Annotated in this window: 13 protein-coding genes, 1 tRNA gene and 1 pseudogene; 6 read left to right on the forward strand and 9 right to left on the reverse strand. The window is 33.8% G+C overall.

Going from position 1 to position 18,336, the window contains the following annotated elements; genetic code table 11:
- Window positions 1-345: 345 nt before the first annotated feature.
- Complete coding sequence (locus AB4J89_RS04145; protein WP_193775164.1) at window positions 346-2,004, forward strand: DUF4139 domain-containing protein; 1,659 nt, start codon at window positions 346-348, stop codon at window positions 2,002-2,004.
- Window positions 2,005-2,106: 102 nt separating this feature from the next.
- On the opposite strand, the gene AB4J89_RS04150 is transcribed toward AB4J89_RS04145, so the two are convergent.
- From AB4J89_RS04150 to AB4J89_RS04165, 4 genes and pseudogenes are all read right to left on the reverse strand, one after another.
- Window positions 2,107-3,141: a serine hydrolase domain-containing protein gene (locus tag AB4J89_RS04150; RefSeq protein ID WP_368468203.1), complete on the reverse strand. Its 1,035-nt coding sequence runs from the start codon at window positions 3,139-3,141 to the stop codon at window positions 2,107-2,109.
- Entirely contained in the window at window positions 3,141-3,581 is a 441-nt protein-coding gene (locus AB4J89_RS04155; RefSeq protein ID WP_368468205.1) for a GNAT family N-acetyltransferase, read from the reverse strand. Before AB4J89_RS04155 ends, AB4J89_RS04150 begins: the two co-directional genes overlap by 1 nt.
- Window positions 3,582-3,748: 167 nt before the next feature.
- A pseudogene (locus AB4J89_RS04160) lies at window positions 3,749-4,204 on the reverse strand (MFS transporter); the annotation flags it as partial.
- A gap of 148 nt (window positions 4,205-4,352) precedes the next feature.
- The gene (locus AB4J89_RS04165) at window positions 4,353-5,729 is read right to left on the reverse strand and encodes a hypothetical protein (RefSeq protein ID WP_368468207.1); all 1,377 of its coding nucleotides are present in this window, start codon (window positions 5,727-5,729) and stop codon (window positions 4,353-4,355) included.
- 169 nt (window positions 5,730-5,898) lie between these two features.
- On the opposite strand from AB4J89_RS04165, the gene AB4J89_RS04170 reads away from it, so the two are divergent.
- Complete coding sequence (locus AB4J89_RS04170) at window positions 5,899-7,458, forward strand: bifunctional UDP-sugar hydrolase/5'-nucleotidase (protein WP_088495607.1); 1,560 nt, start codon at window positions 5,899-5,901, stop codon at window positions 7,456-7,458.
- Window positions 7,459-7,647: 189 nt separating this feature from the next.
- Window positions 7,648-8,400: a DUF4184 family protein gene (locus tag AB4J89_RS04175; RefSeq protein WP_088495608.1), complete on the forward strand. Its 753-nt coding sequence runs from the start codon at window positions 7,648-7,650 to the stop codon at window positions 8,398-8,400.
- Window positions 8,401-8,485: 85 nt separating this feature from the next.
- Here the strand turns inward: AB4J89_RS04175 and mnmH are convergent, their stop codons facing one another.
- The 4 genes from mnmH to AB4J89_RS04195 all read right to left on the reverse strand — a co-directional run bounded on the left by mnmH (window position 8,486) and on the right by AB4J89_RS04195 (window position 14,777).
- Entirely contained in the window at window positions 8,486-9,571 is a 1,086-nt protein-coding gene (gene mnmH, locus AB4J89_RS04180; protein ID WP_088495609.1) for a tRNA 2-selenouridine(34) synthase MnmH, read from the reverse strand.
- Window positions 9,572-9,768: 197 nt separating this feature from the next.
- On the reverse strand, window positions 9,769-12,852 hold the full coding sequence (locus AB4J89_RS04185; RefSeq protein WP_368468210.1) for an efflux RND transporter permease subunit: 3,084 nt from the start codon (window positions 12,850-12,852) through the stop codon (window positions 9,769-9,771).
- Window positions 12,849-13,955 carry an efflux RND transporter periplasmic adaptor subunit gene (locus AB4J89_RS04190; protein ID WP_088495611.1) on the reverse strand — a complete coding sequence of 369 codons (1,107 nt, stop codon included), beginning with the start codon at window positions 13,953-13,955 and terminating at the stop codon, window positions 12,849-12,851. The genes AB4J89_RS04185 and AB4J89_RS04190 overlap by 4 nt, the downstream gene beginning before the upstream one ends.
- Window positions 13,956-14,093: 138 nt before the next feature.
- The gene (locus tag AB4J89_RS04195) at window positions 14,094-14,777 is read right to left on the reverse strand and encodes a DUF6304 family protein (RefSeq protein ID WP_088495612.1); all 684 of its coding nucleotides are present in this window, start codon (window positions 14,775-14,777) and stop codon (window positions 14,094-14,096) included.
- Window positions 14,778-14,921: 144 nt separating this feature from the next.
- On the opposite strand from AB4J89_RS04195, the gene AB4J89_RS04200 reads away from it, so the two are divergent.
- The 3 genes from AB4J89_RS04200 to AB4J89_RS04210 all read left to right on the forward strand — a co-directional run bounded on the left by AB4J89_RS04200 (window position 14,922) and on the right by AB4J89_RS04210 (window position 17,875).
- Window positions 14,922-14,993, forward strand: a tRNA-Arg gene (locus tag AB4J89_RS04200).
- Between the two features lie 87 nt (window positions 14,994-15,080).
- The gene (locus AB4J89_RS04205) at window positions 15,081-17,393 is read left to right on the forward strand and encodes a hypothetical protein (RefSeq protein WP_368468213.1); all 2,313 of its coding nucleotides are present in this window, start codon (window positions 15,081-15,083) and stop codon (window positions 17,391-17,393) included.
- 68 nt (window positions 17,394-17,461) lie between these two features.
- The gene (locus AB4J89_RS04210) at window positions 17,462-17,875 is read left to right on the forward strand and encodes a DUF6122 family protein (protein WP_311754804.1); all 414 of its coding nucleotides are present in this window, start codon (window positions 17,462-17,464) and stop codon (window positions 17,873-17,875) included.
- A 28-nt stretch (window positions 17,876-17,903) separates the two neighbouring features.
- Here the strand turns inward: AB4J89_RS04210 and AB4J89_RS04215 are convergent, their stop codons facing one another.
- Window positions 17,904-18,335, reverse strand: a complete 432-nt coding sequence (locus AB4J89_RS04215; RefSeq protein WP_088495615.1) for a DMT family transporter — start codon at window positions 18,333-18,335, stop codon at window positions 17,904-17,906.
- Window position 18,336: the final 1 nt, after the last annotated feature.

Below are 18,336 nucleotides of genomic sequence, written 5' to 3' on the forward strand. Positions count from 1 at the left end.
AAAATATCTTTATCCTAGGCAGTTTATTTTTAAACTGCCTTTTTTATTGCTAGAGTATATTAATCTTTTCTGCTTATTTTTATCTAAACAAGACGATATAAAGCTAATAAAAGCTAAATATTGCACCATCATTAAGATAATCCTTATTATTTAAATATTCATTTAATTAAAAATGCTAACACACTGTTTTATCTGTTTTTTCCACTTCGTAACTATCAGATTTTAAGTTTATTCTGTTATCAAATTTATTAGAGATGCAATACTATCTAAATATACTTGTGCAACAGTGCATCTCTATTTTGCAGTTCTCACCAATACTGCTCATCAACTACGGATAGAATAAAAATGATGATTAAACCCAATAAATTAACGCTATCGCTTATTACATTATCTATTATTAGTGCAACTAGTGTTTTTGCTAATGAAATCAATTCAGTAGAACCTACTAAACCGCTTAATTATGATATAAAACTCAACCAAGCAACGATTTTTTTACGGGGTGCTGAACTTGAAAATAACGTCACTCTCAACTTACCTGCGGGGCAGAGTGAAATTGTTTTATCTAATGTTGCAAACAATATTGATCCTAGAAGCCTATCAATTAGCATTGATAATGAAGATGTGATTATTAATACTATTAACGTTAAAAAAATTCCTATTGCTCCTAGTTACCCTTCTAACATTGCAGTATTGATGGAAAAACAGAAAGACATTAATAAGCGAATTGAAGTATTAAACATCAATATTAATGTGGGTGATGAACAAATTACTTTATTAAAAGACCAATCATTTTTTGGTTATGGTGAAACTCAGTCATTAGAACACTCATCACAAAAATTTGATTTTATTAGCCAAAAAATGACATCTATTCTAAATCAGCAAAAAATGGCGCGTGAAGAAATTGCTGAATTAACAGAACAATTAGAAGAGTTAAACCGACAATTAGAAATTGATATGCCAATTATTGCGCAAGAGAAAACACAAATTGTTTTATCTTTAGGCACGTCAAAAAATCTAACCAGCAAAATGCGTATTTCTTATATAACGCCAGATGCTGGATGGTCACCTGCTTATGATATCCGAAGCCAAGGAATGGATAAGCCAATATTACTCACCTATAAAGCGGATGTTATTCAAAATACAGGCTTAAATTGGGATAAAGTAAAACTGGTTTTAACATCTACTAATCCATCACTTAATATCACTGCACCAACATTATCACCTTGGTATTTATCTCTTTATAATAACACTTCGAAATTTAAACAATCCAATATGGACATGAGGATGGCTATGCCAGCTCCAGTGTTAGAAGAAATGAGTGAAAGGGAAAGCATGGCACCAAGAGAGCGACTAAGTAAAGGCGTGACTCGTTACGTAACAACCAATAATAATGGTATCAATTTAAGCCATGCTATCGCGTTACCTTACACCTTAAAAAATAGCACAGAGCCTAATACATTAGTGATTAATCAAAAAGAAGTTGTTGCGGATTATCGCTATTTAACAACGCCTAAATTAGTTGAAGAAGTTTATTTACAAGCTGAAGTTAAAGATTGGGAAAACTTAAATTTACTTAATGGTCGTGCGAATATCTACTATATGAATAGCTTTGTTGGTAATAGTTATATTAATACCAACGAATTAACAGAGTTACTTAGCATTCCATTTGGAATAGATAAAAATATTCAAATTAGCCGTATTAACAATGAGAAAATAAGAAAAGAGCCTATTTTTATTGGTACAACGATTGAACAAAAAGAGAGTTATACCATTAAAGTAAGAAATACTTATAACTCTCCTGTAAAAGTCACTATTTACGATCAACTACCACTTAGCCAAGAAAACAATATCAATGTAGCTGATGCCGTTTATAAAGATGGTGTACTTGATAAAGATACTGGCGAAATTAAATGGGATATCACATTAGGTGCCAAAGAGGAAAAATCATTACCATTAAATTATACTCTTTCTTATCCTAAGAATAGACAAATTATGGGATTATAATTTCTCTTATCTACATTTAAAAAACAAAATAGAAGAGGGTGCAATTGCACCTTTTTCTATTTTAAATAAGAGCTATTTTTTCATTTTCTCTATTTTTACCAACTAATTAAGCAAAATTTTTGCGGCTTTAGCTGCAAGTAAATCAATATCATAGTTTTCACGATTAGATAGAACGGTGATAGTGAGTTTAGATTGCGGGAAACGCATAAAATAGGTTGAAGTTCCCATCCAGCCCCCCGAATGTTCAAAACTTATTTCACCCAGAGTATGATTAATAAAAAGGCCAAATCCATAAGCTTCATAATCAATTATCGGCTTACCTTCACACGTAGAATTAGGAAAAGGTTGTGTCATTTTCGCAATAAGCTCAGCACCGCCCACTTTTGCAGTACTAAAGTTTTCACCCCATTTCATTAAATCGTTCACACTTGAATGTACTGCACCATCTCCAGTATGTGTCCAAGGACTTTCTGATAACTCATAGTTTCCTTGCTCATTTTCCGCATATCCAGACACAATAGGATTTATTGTAGGATATTCTTCAACAATAAACGTATCGTTCATTTGTAATGGCGCAAAGATACGCTCTTGAGCAAAAACTGAAAATGGTTGTTGAGTTACTCGCTCAATGATCTGAGAAAGTAAAAAATATCCAGTATTGTTATATTCAAATTTACTGCCAATAGGGTAGTAAGTCTCTGTTTGCTTTACAATATCAGCAAAACTTTCTTCTGGCGTAAGTTGCGTTGTGTAAGAAACACCTCGCTCAAACGCTAATTCCATATAATCAATTAATCCACTGGTATGGGAAACTAAATCGTTAATTGTGATCGCTTTGGCATAGTCACCTAACTCCGGCAAATAAATAAGAATTGAATCATCAAGTGATAACTTTCCATCTTTAGCCAGAAGTAATATAGAAAAAGCGGTAAACTGCTTTGAAACAGAAGCCAAATTAAAGACACTATTTTCATCAATTAATTGATTTTTAGATATATTCGCAAGACCTTTTTGAGCTTGATATATAACACCATCATCAAAACGAGCCTGTATAATAATGCCCGGCGTATTCTCTGAAATAGGGCTCAATAACTGTTCTATCTGTTCTTGCTTGCTATTATTTTTTATATTTTTCATTATGTTACTCTTATTACTGCTAACATATCATCCCCATTTTTATCCATACCTATCTCTTCAAAACCAAAAGAGGCATAGAATGTTTTAGCCACTGGATTTAATGGGTTATAACAGATCTCAATTTCATTGATTTCTTTATCTTGTTTAATTTCATTTAAAGCAAGCTGAAGGGCATTTCTGCCTAATCCTTTATTTTGGTGTGCTTTATCTATCATAAAACGCCAGATAGCAATTTTATGCGAGTTTTCTTTTACCCACATAAAAAAGCCAACTGGTTTATCTGATAAATAAATACCTCTGACGACATAGTTTTCGTTATAAGCCGCCTCAACTAAAGACCACATATTAGAAGCAATATAGTCTTCTTGATATTCTTCCACTTCAAGCAAGCTAATTTCTTCATAATTATCTGAAGTGATACGTTTTAAACTGATATCCATCATATTCTCTTTTTAAATCACTAAATCGCATTTTAATAAAAACTCATTGTTTATTATCTGCGATAAAATTAAAGAAAGATTAAGAGAAGATTTAGATAGCACAATAAGACACATTATTTATAAAAGGGAAAATATAAAAATATTTTATTTACGTTAGAAATAGGGTGGTATACGATAGCGATATAAAAAACAGGCGCTAATACTGGAATAATACAAGTAATGCCATTTATCATAGAAAGAACTTTAGCGCGTTGTTTTTCAGCTAATGTATCTCGTAATATCGCAAAAGTAACAACATAACAAAATCCAGCCCCAATACCTTGGAAGAAGCGTGCGATCAAAAAGTTATTTTCCGTTACCGAAACTCCAGCACCAAATGATGCCAATAAGAAAATAACGGTTCCAAGCAATACAACAGGTTTACGCCCTAAATTATCACTACACCATCCTGCAATTAACATGGATGAAACCATGCCCATTAAATAAATTGAGAAAGCTTGATGTAATGTCACTTCTGACGCGTTTAAATCATTTGCAATTGCTGTTAAACCCGTTAAATGTAAGTCCACACCAAGAGGATAAATCAACACTAAACAAAAGCTAAAAAGGATATATTTTGTCATCCAGCCACCTCAATTATTCTGATGAAGAGGCATTCTAGTCGTCAAAGAAACTGAAACCTAATGACAAAAAAGCAATCTTTAATTTCCATTTTGGAAATATCCGATTATACTTTTCGAGATCAAACGGTAATGATAAGGTATTTTTATTTTAATTAAACAGTGATTTTATCGTTATCTTTTCTTTTATTAGTTCCATTCTTTGTGCTGGCGTTCCACTTTCATTGGTAAGGCAATAATTATAGTAAAAACTATAAATAGATAATAATAACTTTACTGTACTAGGCGATAAGGTTTTCAAAAATACATCAGGAAATTTTTCTTTAAATGATTGAATAAATAGATGGCTGTAATCAAGAGAAGGGGATATTTTAGTATAAAAACTAACATCATCTGTTTTATTTAACCCTAAATTACATAGATAGAATAACTCTTGATTATCTTGAGATACAAACTCATACCATTTGTTATTCCACCAGCCCAGTGTATAACTTCCTTTATAATTAAAATCTGATGTTAGGCGTGATCCTTTTGAAACCACATAATAAAGGTTAGACATTTTTTGTTTTATTTCTTTACCGTAGGCAACCATACACCCACCACGGATAAAGCTATCATGATAAATAAAATGATGTTTAATACTTATTGGTAAAATAAACTTTAGTTTAAGAAAGTGAAAATGAGATAAAACTACAGGCTCAATAATATGTTCAGAACAAATCTTTTCCGTGTATTGAATTTGACCAAAACTTTTTCTACTGTTTATTTGCTCATATCGCATGATAATATTATCGAGTAATACACCTTGAGTATTATCTAATGTCTCTTTTTTAGTATTATTATGATATTGACTGTCAGGGCTAACTAATATTTCACTCCAATTAACACTTGGAAGAAAAATATAGCCTGTTTTAGAACAACAGGTTACCATTCCAAAAAGTTCATTTGAAAAGCCTTTTTTTGTGTTGTTACGACAACTCAACGTAAATACGTTTGTTTGCAAATCATAAGTTTTATTTTTATCTAATAACTTTTCATATTGCCTTGCTTTTATTTCCATTATCTTTTCGATAGCAGATAGTTTTCTATAAAATAGTGCAGGGGTAATGTTTAAATTCTTAATAATATAAGTAGGCGTTTGCGATTGTAAAATAAGAAGTTCTATTATTTGATTATTAAGAGACTTTAAATCTATGTTGTTTTTAAGAGAAAAAACCGTATTACACTGTTTACATTGATAGCGTACCGTTCCTTTCCCCGTTTTTCCATAAAGTATTTTTGCTGATGAATCACAATTTGGGCATTGCTCATTAATATTTAAATTAAAAAAATCAATATAAGGATTTAATAATGCCTTTATATCTTCATTATTAATTAATACGCTACTACCGCCACAACAATTGCAATAAACGGCAGGAAAACCTAATTTAAAAGACGGGATCACATAGGCATTTTCTACAACTTCAGAGAAATGCTCACAACCCTCTGTTTTACATACATTAACATTAATTTCTTTTACTGTTTTCATCAGTTCTTATCACAAAAAACCAACACAAAATGATAATAACATAATTCAACTACGTGTAATGCTAACGCAATGTGATAATCATCATACTTTTAACAAGTCAGGTGATATTAACTAAATACCGAATATCAACCAGGTTATTTCAGTATTTTTATTATTACAGGATATTATTATGAATAAGCCCGTTCTTATATTACCTCTGTTAATTGGCGCTTTATTAGGAAGCTCTTCCGTATTCGCTCAAGAAATTACTATTTATCATACTAACGATTTACACGCGAATGCTGTTCCTTTTAAAGCACCTTATGTTAGTAAGGATAGATTAGTTGGTGGGTTTGCAAATATTGCAACCATTGTTAAAGATGCTAAAAAAAATAACCCGGGTGTTTTATTTCTTGATGCCGGAGATTATTTTACAGGACCTTATTTAAGTACTTTGACCCAAGGTGAGGCCATCATCGATATCATGAACGAGATGTCTTTTGATGCAGCTTCCGTAGGTAATCATGAATTCGACCACGGTGTAGAAAACATGGTGACTCAACTAAAAAAAGCAACATTCCCTGTACTTTTAGGCAATGTTTTCTATGAAGATAACGGCAAAGCTGTCTGGGATAAACCGTATATTATAGTAGAAAAAGAAGGCGTAAAGTTTGGTGTAATTGGACTGCATGGTAAATTTGCTTTCTATGACACGGTTAATAAAGATAAACGAGAGGGTGTTGAAGCAAGAGATGAAGTTGAATACCTTAATAAATATCTTAATGAACTGAAAGGGAAAGTTGATATAACCGTATTACTCGTTCATGAAGGCGTTCCAGCAAGACAATCCAGTTTCGGCTCGGCAGATGTCGCTCGTATGCTACAAAAAGATATTGAATTAGCACAACAAGTAAAAGGGCTAGATATTTTAATTACTGGCCATGCTCATGTGGGTACTCCAGAACCTATTAAAGTAAACGACACGTTGATTGTTTCTACGGATGCTTATGGCATTAACGTTGGAAAATTGGTGTTAGATATAAACGACAAAACTAAAAAAATTGATAACTATAAAGGCGAGTTAGTTAATATCTTTGCTGATGAGCACAAGCCTGATCCGGATACACAGAAAAAAATAGAAACATGGACTAAAAAATTAGATGAAATTGCACAACAAAAAATTGGCAATACTCAGAATGAACTAACGCGTTCTTATGGTGAGTCTTCTGAAATTGGTAATTTAATTACTGATGCTTTTTTAGTTACAGATAATCGGGCACAAGTTGCTTTTGTTAATAGTGGTGGTATTCGTAACGAGATCCATAAAGGAGATATTACGATTGGGGATATTATTAGTATGTTCCCATTCCCAGATGATTTAACTTACATGGAATTGAGCGGTAAAGACTTACGGGATTTAATGAACCACTCTGCAAATTTAACTAATGGTGTATTGCAGGCATCTAGTGGTTTTGAAATGAAATATGACAGTACTAAACCTGTAAACGAACGTGTTGTCTCAGTTTCTATCAATGGAAAACGTGTTGAAGATAATACTTACTATCCAATTATTGCTAATTCATTCTTAGCGAGAGGCGGAGATGGTTTTGCAGCCTTCACTCAGGGTAGAAATGCTAAAGATATTCCTAATACCAGCGCAGCTACGGCAGTAATTGAATATATTAAGCAAAAAGTTACTATCAACATGCCGAAAGAAGAACGAATTGTTGATATCTCTGCAAAAAAATAGTGTGTAAAAATCAATAACCCCCATCATCTAACGCCATTAATGTTCTCACCATTAGTGGCATTTTTGTATTAATGACAATGAGCTAATTTAATCTTAATAATCGTTGTGATATCAGATAAAGCCTAGCTAATCTACTGATATACTCATACTAATTTTTGTTATTCATCTTCATATTATAGAGATATTCCTATGCCGTGGACTTTTTCACATCCTTCTATTGTTTTCCCCATAAAGCAGTCCCGAATAGGAAAAAGCCTTAGTTTACCTGCATTAATTGTAGGAAGTACTTCACCTGATTTACTCTATTCTTTTGGCCTATATCAATCAGCGACAACGGCACATGATTTATTGGGCTGGTTTTATACTGCATTTCCTTTTTGCCTACTGGTTTTTATTCTAAATTATTTACTACGGGAGCCATTAAAGTGCGTATCGCCGATCCCCTTATATGAACCAATAAAACCCAATATTCGAGCATTAAGCTTATTTGTTTTATCCTTGTATATTGGCGCGGTAACTCATATTGTATGGGATTCTTTTACTCACGAAACAGGAACCGCCGTCAGATTTTTTTCTGTACTACAAGCACAATTACTACAAGGAATGACCGATAGCCAAGAGATTGCTATCTATAAATTATTACAACATTTAGGCTCTGTATTAGGGTTGCTTTATTTATGTTGGAAATATATTCAATACCAGCGCAAACAAGACGCGCCAACACAAAAAGAGAACCGTATTAAGTTATATCGCTTAATTGGGATTGGCTTTCTGTCTGGATTATGTGCTTTACCTTTAGCTTTACAATTCTCAAATAAAGGGCAGGGAATTAACATTAATCGGTTTATTTTCCTTGAACTCTCTTTAGCGGTGCCTTTTTTCTTTGGTTTAATGATAATCTTAGGAGTCTGGTTATATCGAACTAAAATTTGGGTCCAGTAAACAAAGAAAAGCCCCGTAATATATAAACTTACGGGGCTTTTCTTTGTTATACGTTGTATTTAATACAGAAAATCTGAGCTATTTATTAGTTTTTAAACCACTGCATGACTTCTTCATAATTTCCTTGGTAAATAATCTTATCTTCCTTTTTGCTTAATTGATAACGATACATAGGATCGTAATATTCTTTAAGTAAAGGGGTTAACCAAGAAAAATGTGCTTCTGTGTTAGACTCTTTTTTCTGAATTTCTAGGGCATTATCTAGCAACTGGGTTAATTCCATTGCTCTTTGAGAGCCCAATCGACGGCGGATAGCAAATAAACCATGATGCAAGTAATCACTGTAAGCTTGCCAACCTTTTTCTTCGCCATACGCTTCCAGATAATCGTGCGTCATACGATCAAAATACTCTGCTTTCAAACGTTCTATGCGTCGCTCTAAGGGATCATCCACAACAACTATTGAAGCATCAACCATTTTTGCTCGCAAACATTCAGGTAATCCATTCGCTCCAATAGCACGACCTTCATCCTCAAGCACCCATCGCGTATATTTCGATGATTTTTTCAACATTTCAACACCAAGATGGTTTTCAAATGTCGCTTGAGGAAATTGAGCTTCTACTGTACGACCAAAAGATGAACCTCGATGGTGCGCAATACCTTCAAGATCAATACCCTCTGGTAATGAACGCACTAAAGTCGTTTTTCCATTACCGGTACATCCACCAATTAAGATAATAGGGCGTTGAACTAATTCATTGGTCATTTCAATAACAGTCTGTCTTAGCGCCTTATATCCACCTTCAATTAATGGATAATCTATACCGATCTCTTTAAGCCATTGCTGAACGATATGAGAACGCATTCCTCCACGAGCACAGCAAATATAACCATTTGGAAATTGCTCACAAGCTTCTCGCCAAGCTGCGATACGGTTATCACGAATTTCACCACTAACCAATTGATGCCCTAAATCAACCGCTTTTTGTGAGCCTTGTTGTTTATAACAAGTTCCCACAGCAGCACGCTCTTCATCATTCATTAAAGGTAAATTAATCGCATTAGGGATTGAGCCTTGATTAAATTCAATAGGCGCACGCACATCAATAATAGGTGTGTTATTAGCAAGAATATGTCGAATATTTTGAGCAGAAAACGCTGATTCCATAATAAAAATTGTTATATCTAGTCTAGCTGAAAGATTGACTACTATACTCTTAAGAACATATTATGACACGCTCTGATCGTATATTTTTATTAAATTATAGTGTGTTATTTCTAACAGAATGATTTTTTCTAGAACAAAAAAATATACCACAGCGAGTATTTTCTGTGGCGTATTTTTAATTTGTCACAATGGCATGGTTACCACTGCTTAATATTTCTATCTTCCTGTGTCACCGACGTTAATTTGGCTAATACCGGTAATAATTTGTGCTTAAAATCATCCATAAAGGTGTAGATAACAGGTACAAATAATAGGCTTAATAATGTTGAACTGATTAATCCGCCAATAACCGCGATCGCCATAGGTCCTCTGAAACCCGCATCTGCACCTGTCGTTAGAACAAGAGGGATCATTCCTGCAATCATTGCAAACGTGGTCATAATAATCGGTCTAACACGCTCTTGACCTGCCTCTAAAATTGCTTTTTCACGACTTAGCCCAGCTCGCTCTTTTTCAAGAATAAATTCAACTAATAATATCGAATTTTTAGTGACAATCCCCATAAGCATAAGAATACCAATAATCACAGGTAGATCAATCATCGTACCATATAAGACTAAAGCAATAATAGCGCCACCAATAGAAAAGGGTAATGCGACCAAAATAGTTACTGGTTGCATAAAATCTTTAAACAATACAATTAATATCGCGAGAACAAGCAGTATGCTAAAAACCATTGTTGAACCAAAACGCATCAGCATATCGTGCATATATTCTGTGTCACCGTATTCAACTTGTGACACGGTATGTGGTAATTGTTGATATTCAGGTAGCGCCATTACTGTTTCGATTGCTTCACCCAAACTAATGCCATCAAGATTACCTTCAATCGCTATTTTTCTTTGACGGTTAATTCGCTCAATTTGCGAAGGACCATCTCCTGAGTCTATTTTAGCCATTGTTTTAATCGGAACGGGTTGTTGTCCAGCACTATTTACATAGAGATTATTGAGTAGCTCAATATTATCTTGTTGATATTCAGGCAAAATAACTTGAACAGCTAACTGTCTATCGGGTAGGTTAAATTTAGCACTACGAGAATTTGCCTCTCCCATTGTGGCAATCCGTAATGTATTCGCAATCTCTTCGACATTTATTCCAGTACGACCTAAATTATCTAGCTTCGGTGTAACAATAAGCTCTTTACGCAGTAATGGCTTAACAACTTGGATATTATTAAATCCTGGAAGTTTTGCTATTTTATCGGTTAATTTTTGTATTTCTCTATCCAGTTCTTCAGCATCATTTCCACTAAAAACGAGTGAAAACTCTTTATTACCACTGCTGTTACTAAATGAAAACTTAATATCTGCGCGCTGATTAAAGAGCGTTGTCACTTCTTGCTCAAACTCTTTTTGTGATAAAACACGCTCATTAGGCTCAGATAAAGTAAGAATTATTTCGCCTTTATGTTGAGCGATACCATCAGAGTCATCAGCAATACCGGCAATAGTATAAACAGACTTAATCTCCGTTCTTTCTTTTAATAAACGAGTTAACTGATTAATCTCTTTTTGTGTCTGCTCCACTGGAGAACCAGGTGGTAATTCAACACTAATTTGGCTAATACTAATATCACCTTCAGGCATAAAACCGACGGGTAATAAACGAATGGCTGCCATTGATCCAATTAAAAAACTGAGTGCAATGGATAAAGCGAGTTTTCGGTGTTTTAAGGTTAGTGATAGAAAATAAGTATATTTACCAATCCAACGAGGTATTTTGTGTTCTTTGCTTTTTGTCTTAGGCAGCAGAATATAAGCAGCCATTAGCGGAGTTACTAGGCGAGCAACCAGCAAAGAAGACAACACTGCCGCAGATACCGTGATACCAAAAGGAATAAAATATTTACCGACAAATCCTCCCATAAAACTAACAGGAAGAAATACAGCCACAATTGTTAAGGTAATAGCCACTATCGCAAACCCAATAGCATCAGATGCTTTTAATGCAGAAATATAGGGCCTTTCACCACGTTCAATATACTTTTGAATATTTTCAATTTCGACAATAGCATCATCCACTAAAATACCTATAACAAGTGTTAATGCTAATAACGTAATACTGTTTAAACTATAGTCAAAAAACAGCAAAACAAGGAATGTGGGTAATATGGACAAAGGGAGTGCAATTGCGGCAATTAATGTTGCTCTCCAGCTTTTTAAGAAAAATAAAACGATAATAACAGTTAAGAAAGCCCCTTCAATTAACGTTTTAATCGTTAAATGATAGCTCGATTCGGTGTATTTTACTGTTGATGAAATGAGCTCAATATTAATATCTGGGTTAGTTGCTCTTAGTTGTGCCAATACTTTTTCGACATTGTCAGCAACGACCGTATCACTAGAACCTTTTGTTCTATATATCGCAAATCCGACACCGTCATTGCCGTTAAGTTGAGAAATAGATTTAGTTGATTTTTGCCCATCATAAATATTGGCGACTTCACCTAATTTGATCCATTGCCCATTATCAGTAGGCAATAGAATATTTTTAATTTCCTCAACACTCTGTTTTTCACCTAAAACACGGATGGTATGTTGCAGTGTATTATATTTGGTACTTCCTCCCGCTGAATTCTGGTGAACACCTCGTAAAAGTTCATTAATAGTTGTAATAGGGAGCTGTAATGCTGCTAATTTTTGTGCATCAGGTTCAACACGAATAACGCGCTCAACATCACCTAAGCGCCTTATTTTTTGTACTCCCGAAACCATTACGAGTTGTTTACTAATTGTATCATCGACATACCATGATAAATCAGTCAGCGACATCGTTGAGGAAGAAACCATATAACGTAAAATGGCACCACCTTCAATATCTACACGACTAATTAAAGGCTCATCAATAGTTTGAGGTAGCTCACCTCTAATTTGCACAATTTGTTCACGGACATCGTTCGTTGCTATATAAGCATCAATATTTAAGTCAAACTCAATAACCGTTGAAGAAGTACCTTCACTAATTGAAGAAGTAATATGACGAATACCCGGAATACCAGAAACAGCTCGTTCAACACGCTTTGTTACTGCATTTTCCAATTCAGTGGGCGATGAGCCATCCTGTGTAATTGTGACGGTCACAATAGGGAATGTAATAACCGGATTTGCCGTAACAGGTAATTGAACAAATGAAAAAATACCCGCAATAGTCAGTACCAAAAAGATAACAATGGTTGGAATTGGTTTGGTTATCGCCCATGAAGATAATTGTAATTTCATTGAATATCCTTCATTGGAACTACAAGATCACCTTGAGATAAAAAAGCTTGAGCATAAGCCACAACCTTAATATCAGTAGATAATGGGCTTAATATTTCTACTCGCCCATTATAAACGCCACCAATATCAACAGATTGAATTTCAATTCTTCTATCATGATTAACAATAAAGATATTCCGAATGCCATTAGCTTCGGTTCTGATTGCACTATACGGAAGTGTCATTCTTTGTTGTGGCTGTTGGGTATAAACCATGACACCCATTTCACCAATACGATGATTATGTTTATCTGTTAATGAAACTCTAATTTTTCCTAGCTGAGAATAGGTGTCTATTTTTGAAGAAATAAAGCGGATCACACCAGATAGTTCTTTATTTGTGTAATCTTTGACTTTTACATCTGATGAATGATTAATTTGTGATAGCTCAGATAAATGCGCATTAGCTTCAAACTCTATTTCATTATTTTCAATAATTTTAAATAACAAAGCATTGTCAGAAAGTGTGCCATTCATTGCATGACGTTCGCTAATAACACCGGCGACTGGGGCAATAATTTTAGATTTATCTTCTTGGCTTTGTTCCCTTGCTAGTTGCGCATTTAATTGGCGTAATTCTGCACGAATGGCTTCTAATTCTGCTTTTTTAGCCAATGTTTCTGATTTAGCTTTTTCAAAATCATTGGCAGAAATAACCCCTTTATTAGCCAAAGCGCTTAAACGAGTTAATTCTTTTTGTGCCTGTTCCGCTAACACTTTTTGCTGTTGTATATAAGCCGTGGCTTTTTCGGTTTCTGCTTTTAACTGCATCACTGCGGCTGTTTGAAGAGGTGATTCTAATGTTGCTAGTAGCTGATTTTTTTCTACCCATTGTCCTTCTTCAACAAAGACCGCTGTCACCATCTGTTGTTGTAATGGTGAACCAATAGAAATTTCATTTTTAGCAACAAAAATACCCGGTATATTAAGAACCTCTACATAACGATCAATTTTAGGCTCTGTTACACTTAGTTTAATGATATTTTCATTTTCTTCGGCATGAATAACCGATGTCAGAAAACAACTGAAGAAAACAAATGTTATCTTCAATAGAAGTTTTTTCATAAATCTTTATTTCCCTAAAAATAATAGGGAACAATGTAATGCTGAGGTAATATCCATTCCTTAAATTCAGGTTAAGATAGGATATTTATTTTAATAAGACTTTAATCTAGCGAAGAACACAACAATATTTATATAAGATTAATAGCACTTATATAACCAATCTTCTTCACTACAATGAATGAATTCAGAACAAATAAACGTTTCTTGTACCTGAGAAAGTTGATTTTCTTGATATATATTATCCCATACATCTAATAATGAGCATTTATCCTTAACGAATGAAAGCGCATTTTTGGCATATTTAAAACATGTTAAATCACCAAAATCATTATTACCTACGGGGTGGTAGCTTGAATATTTGCAAGATAAACAACAATTAATTTGGCAACGATTAGGTAATCGCTGTCGTAAATCAATAAGTGCATTTTCAACAAAAGAAAACAACCCCTCAGATTTATAGCTAACACCATGATAATTAAATAAATAAGAGATATCATTTTTATCGTTTGTATAATCAAATTGCAAAATAATAGGTGCAATTTTCTCTAATCCTGCTTCCACGATCGTTATTGGATATTCGAGACTAAAAACACCTTGTACAGAGTCAAATTCATCTATATCAAATAATCCCATCACTTTTTCTTTCTTAATTTCAGGAAATAAAAGTAAGTTAAATGAAGTCCCACTAAATAGAACATCCCTTAAGATAAACTTTAATAAATGTCCATCTGTCATTAATGTTCCAGCTTCAGAACCTTTACAATCAGAAAAATAAAATGGCAACGAAAGCCATGATAAATTTGATTGTGCGAGTGGTTTCATTTTTAATCCTTTATAAAACCGTTATATATTCAACAGATACTATCATCATATTGTTTTATTTAGGTGCGTATTTTTCACTTTTTTAATCATTGTGAAGACAATTTAGATGATATTTTTTGTTTATCACTTATAATCACAACGTATTCCAGAATAGCTCAGTGGTAGAGCATTTGGCTTCGGACCGAAAGGGCGCAGGTTCAACTCCTGCTTCTGGATCCCTCATTAATCATAATTTCTATTGCTTGTCTTCTTTCAAAGCAATCAAAAACCATCTCGAATACCTCTCTTTATTTGGTGAATATCATGGCTGATAAACAAAACCTATTACCTGTTGGACTTTCTTACGCACAATCGCAATTGGCTAAAACGCTAAGCCAACCCGAGATAAATAACAACAAAGTTCAACAATGGGAAGCCGTCTTACACCAAATACTGCAAGGACAAGCCAATTATGGCAGCCGAACACCATTCGAAAATACACCAGCATGGATCACGCTTGAAGTTATAAAAGGTGGATTCGCGACAGGTAATTGGTTAGCGGGTGGAGAAATAACACCTGAAGAGCAGCACCTATTAGATAAACTGCAAATAAAAACCTCGCCTGAAAATCAGCGATTAGCGTTAAATAGCTACTATTTAACTGATGAAGGAATGAATGTTCTTAATAAATGTTTAGATAATGAAAACTATCTTATTACCGTTCCTGAAGAGAGCGTTTTGCTCACTGTTGCATGGTTGATCAGAAATAAAGCTCAAGTTTATGCAAGAGACTTGCTTGATATTATTTCACCTTGGTTTTCAGTATTAAGATTTTACCCTCATATTGTCGAACAGCCTGTAATTTCTAGCAGTACAGTAAGAGTGCAAGAGCTTGCTATGACAATTTACGATCTTAAAAGAATAAAACCCAATAAACGAGTATTAGCTCAAAAAGAAGCCGTGACTATTTGGCATCCTTTTAAAGTGAAAATGGTAGCGTTACTTTCAGAGATTGTTGATAAGTCATCAAGTTATATAATTACACCTTTATGGAGACAATCGGCAAAAGATCTTCTTGCTGAGTATTTCCAACTACGTAAACAATATTTCCTTTGCAATAAACCTATAAAAAATAAAGGCGACTTTGCAAAATTGCGTATTGCTATTGAGCAATTATCGCTTGAGAAAAATGAATTAGACCTTCATCAAGCACAGGGTATTCGTGTTTTATTACAACGTCATATCGAGAAATATGGCGAGCCAAATTCAGAAAAAAGCGATAAAAAACAAAAAATAAAACAAGATGATGTTCAGGCACCATTACATTACACATTAAGTCGAGTCGTTTTAAACCGACTTGATAGCTTAGATATTAATAATGGTTTTGATGATAAAGAAATTGCCACAGAAGCTATTTCTGAAAGTGAAGCAAAACAATTTAGCTTAACGGAAGATTATCCCATACCAAGTATAATTACGTATAAAACAATGCGTAGTTTTAATACCACAGCCAGCCAACTTATTGAGCAAAAGTTAATCACATCTTCAGAAGCTCTAAGCAATATTATTCCTCAAATTACAGCGGGTTTACGTGCTAATAGTCTGTTAGATATTCCATTACGCCATCTTTACGAAAAAAACTATCGAGCATTTAAACAACGCCGCTCTTTATTACTATTAGATTTACAACATCAAGTACAATTAGAAGAGCTCCCGTGGGTTGCCATTATTGATAAGTTTCGTACAAAACAGATTTCCAACAAAACTATCTTTACGGAAGTATTAAATGAGTTTCTGTTATTAAATTTTCGTTATTTTCCACATACGCAGCTACCTAATCCTTTATTACAAGAATTAAACTCACTGACTTCTCAAATAGATCCAAGTATTAAATGGAGTGAAGAACTTGCTGCAGACATTTTTATGGGAATGTTTAGTAAGAAAATCGCTAATATATTGGTAAAAAATGCTGATTCCGTTTTACCTTACAGTCTGTATTCACAATATTATAGAATTGATTATTTACTATTAAAACACGAGTTGCTCACGGCTTTATCGTCTGCAAATACACAAGGGGGAGACCCTTATGCAACATCCCGAGTGATCTTAAAATGGTGCGAAGATAGAACAAATGAGAAATTTGGCTCTTATTCTCCTGCAATAAATGGGGGAATACTTGAACAGTCCTACATATTAACAACCCATAATCTTAGTACTATTTTTAATAGTATTGGTCTTGCTGACAAATTAAAGCCATTCTTGCTTGATATGTGTAAACAATGCCTACAAGTTATCAATCGCTATTTACAGGCTCCTTATCGTGGTTATCACGCATCACTAATCACAATAAAAAATGCGGCTTACGCATGGCGACAATGTATTTTTTACCTTTCTTATTTATCACAAGAAGAATTGCAACAATTTATCTTATGGGCAGAAAATTATATTGATACCCAATCTCAATATTTTAAAACACTATTTATGCCAATTTGGAATGGGCTAATGACCGTAATAAATACACCAAATGACTATAATTATGATGATAAAGCATCACATCTTATTTTTTATGGATGGTCTGAAAAACATTGGATGATGAAGCTTATTCTAAAAGCCAATGGCGAAGAAATTCGTGAATAAAACTCAAAAAAGCAGGATACTATTTTTAAAAATATAACATTAAAAGTAGCTATTATTGAGAGGCTTAAGTGATATTCGAGATTTTTAGAACGCTTTTACATTACAGTTTACACTTTTTAGCACCTATTTTATTAGGCTATCTTTTCTGGGGTAAGAATTGGAAGATAGCCTCACTTCTTATGATAGGAACAATGGCCATTGATATTGACCATTTGTTAGCAACACCTATTTTTGATCCCAACCGTTGTAGCGTAGGTTTTCATCCATTACATACTGTTTGGGCTGCTTTGGTTTACTTAGGTATATGGTTTTTACCCTCTTGGAAATTAAAAGCCATTGCAGTAGGGTGTTTATTTCATTTATTTACCGATTCAGTTGACTGCTATTTAGGCGGATTAAAACCCGATCTAACAATAACGATGAGTTGTGATAAAAATTACTTTATGTCTGCTCTCAATAATGAATTTATTGCCAAAAAATAGAAGGGGGTTTTAAATCTCCCTTTATTTTTTATTTAGATTGCTTAGTGAATTTTATTAACACACCACCAATAATCAGCAAAACACCTATTATTTGAAATAGTAGGTTATTACTTTCAATACCACCGAGTATATCAATAACTAGACTTGAGATCATTTGTCCGCAAATAGCTAAAACAGACGTTAACATAACGCCCAATAGCGGTAAAACATAACTATTAATGACAACGAATAATGCGCCAATAATACCACCAGCAAAGGCAATTAAAGGGATCGTTGATAGTTCAATAGAGTGGTAATCTTTTATCCATAAAACAAAGATAGTTAAAAATATGAAACCGACTAAGTGATTGATTAAAGAGCTATAAAAAGCATTACTATTTTGTGCTAACTTACCATTTAAAGTACGGCTTGTTACAATACAAACCCCATTAAATAATGCAATTAAAATAAAAATACTCATT

The organism is Proteus sp. STS61-E, from assembly GCF_040932335.1.
Taxonomy (GTDB): domain Bacteria; phylum Pseudomonadota; class Gammaproteobacteria; order Enterobacterales; family Enterobacteriaceae; genus Proteus; species Proteus mirabilis_B.

Excerpts from the sequence above, each read along its gene's own strand:
- AB4J89_RS04145 (WP_193775164.1), top strand. The coding sequence starts at position 346 with ATGATGATTAAACCCAATAAATTAACGCTATCGCTTATTACATTATCT.
- AB4J89_RS04150 (WP_368468203.1), bottom strand. The coding sequence starts at position 3,141 with ATGAAAAATATAAAAAATAATAGCAAGCAAGAACAGATAGAACAGTTA.
- AB4J89_RS04155 (WP_368468205.1), bottom strand. The coding sequence starts at position 3,581 with ATGGATATCAGTTTAAAACGTATCACTTCAGATAATTATGAAGAAATT.
- AB4J89_RS04165 (WP_368468207.1), bottom strand. The coding sequence starts at position 5,729 with ATGAAAACAGTAAAAGAAATTAATGTTAATGTATGTAAAACAGAGGGT.
- AB4J89_RS04170 (WP_088495607.1), top strand. The coding sequence starts at position 5,899 with ATGAATAAGCCCGTTCTTATATTACCTCTGTTAATTGGCGCTTTATTA.
- AB4J89_RS04175 (WP_088495608.1), top strand. The coding sequence starts at position 7,648 with ATGCCGTGGACTTTTTCACATCCTTCTATTGTTTTCCCCATAAAGCAG.
- mnmH (WP_088495609.1), bottom strand. The coding sequence starts at position 9,571 with ATGGAATCAGCGTTTTCTGCTCAAAATATTCGACATATTCTTGCTAAT.
- AB4J89_RS04185 (WP_368468210.1), bottom strand. The coding sequence starts at position 12,852 with ATGAAATTACAATTATCTTCATGGGCGATAACCAAACCAATTCCAACC.
- AB4J89_RS04190 (WP_088495611.1), bottom strand. The coding sequence starts at position 13,955 with ATGAAAAAACTTCTATTGAAGATAACATTTGTTTTCTTCAGTTGTTTT.
- AB4J89_RS04195 (WP_088495612.1), bottom strand. The coding sequence starts at position 14,777 with ATGAAACCACTCGCACAATCAAATTTATCATGGCTTTCGTTGCCATTT.
- AB4J89_RS04205 (WP_368468213.1), top strand. The coding sequence starts at position 15,081 with ATGGCTGATAAACAAAACCTATTACCTGTTGGACTTTCTTACGCACAA.
- AB4J89_RS04215 (WP_088495615.1), bottom strand. The coding sequence starts at position 18,335 with ATGAGTATTTTTATTTTAATTGCATTATTTAATGGGGTTTGTATTGTA.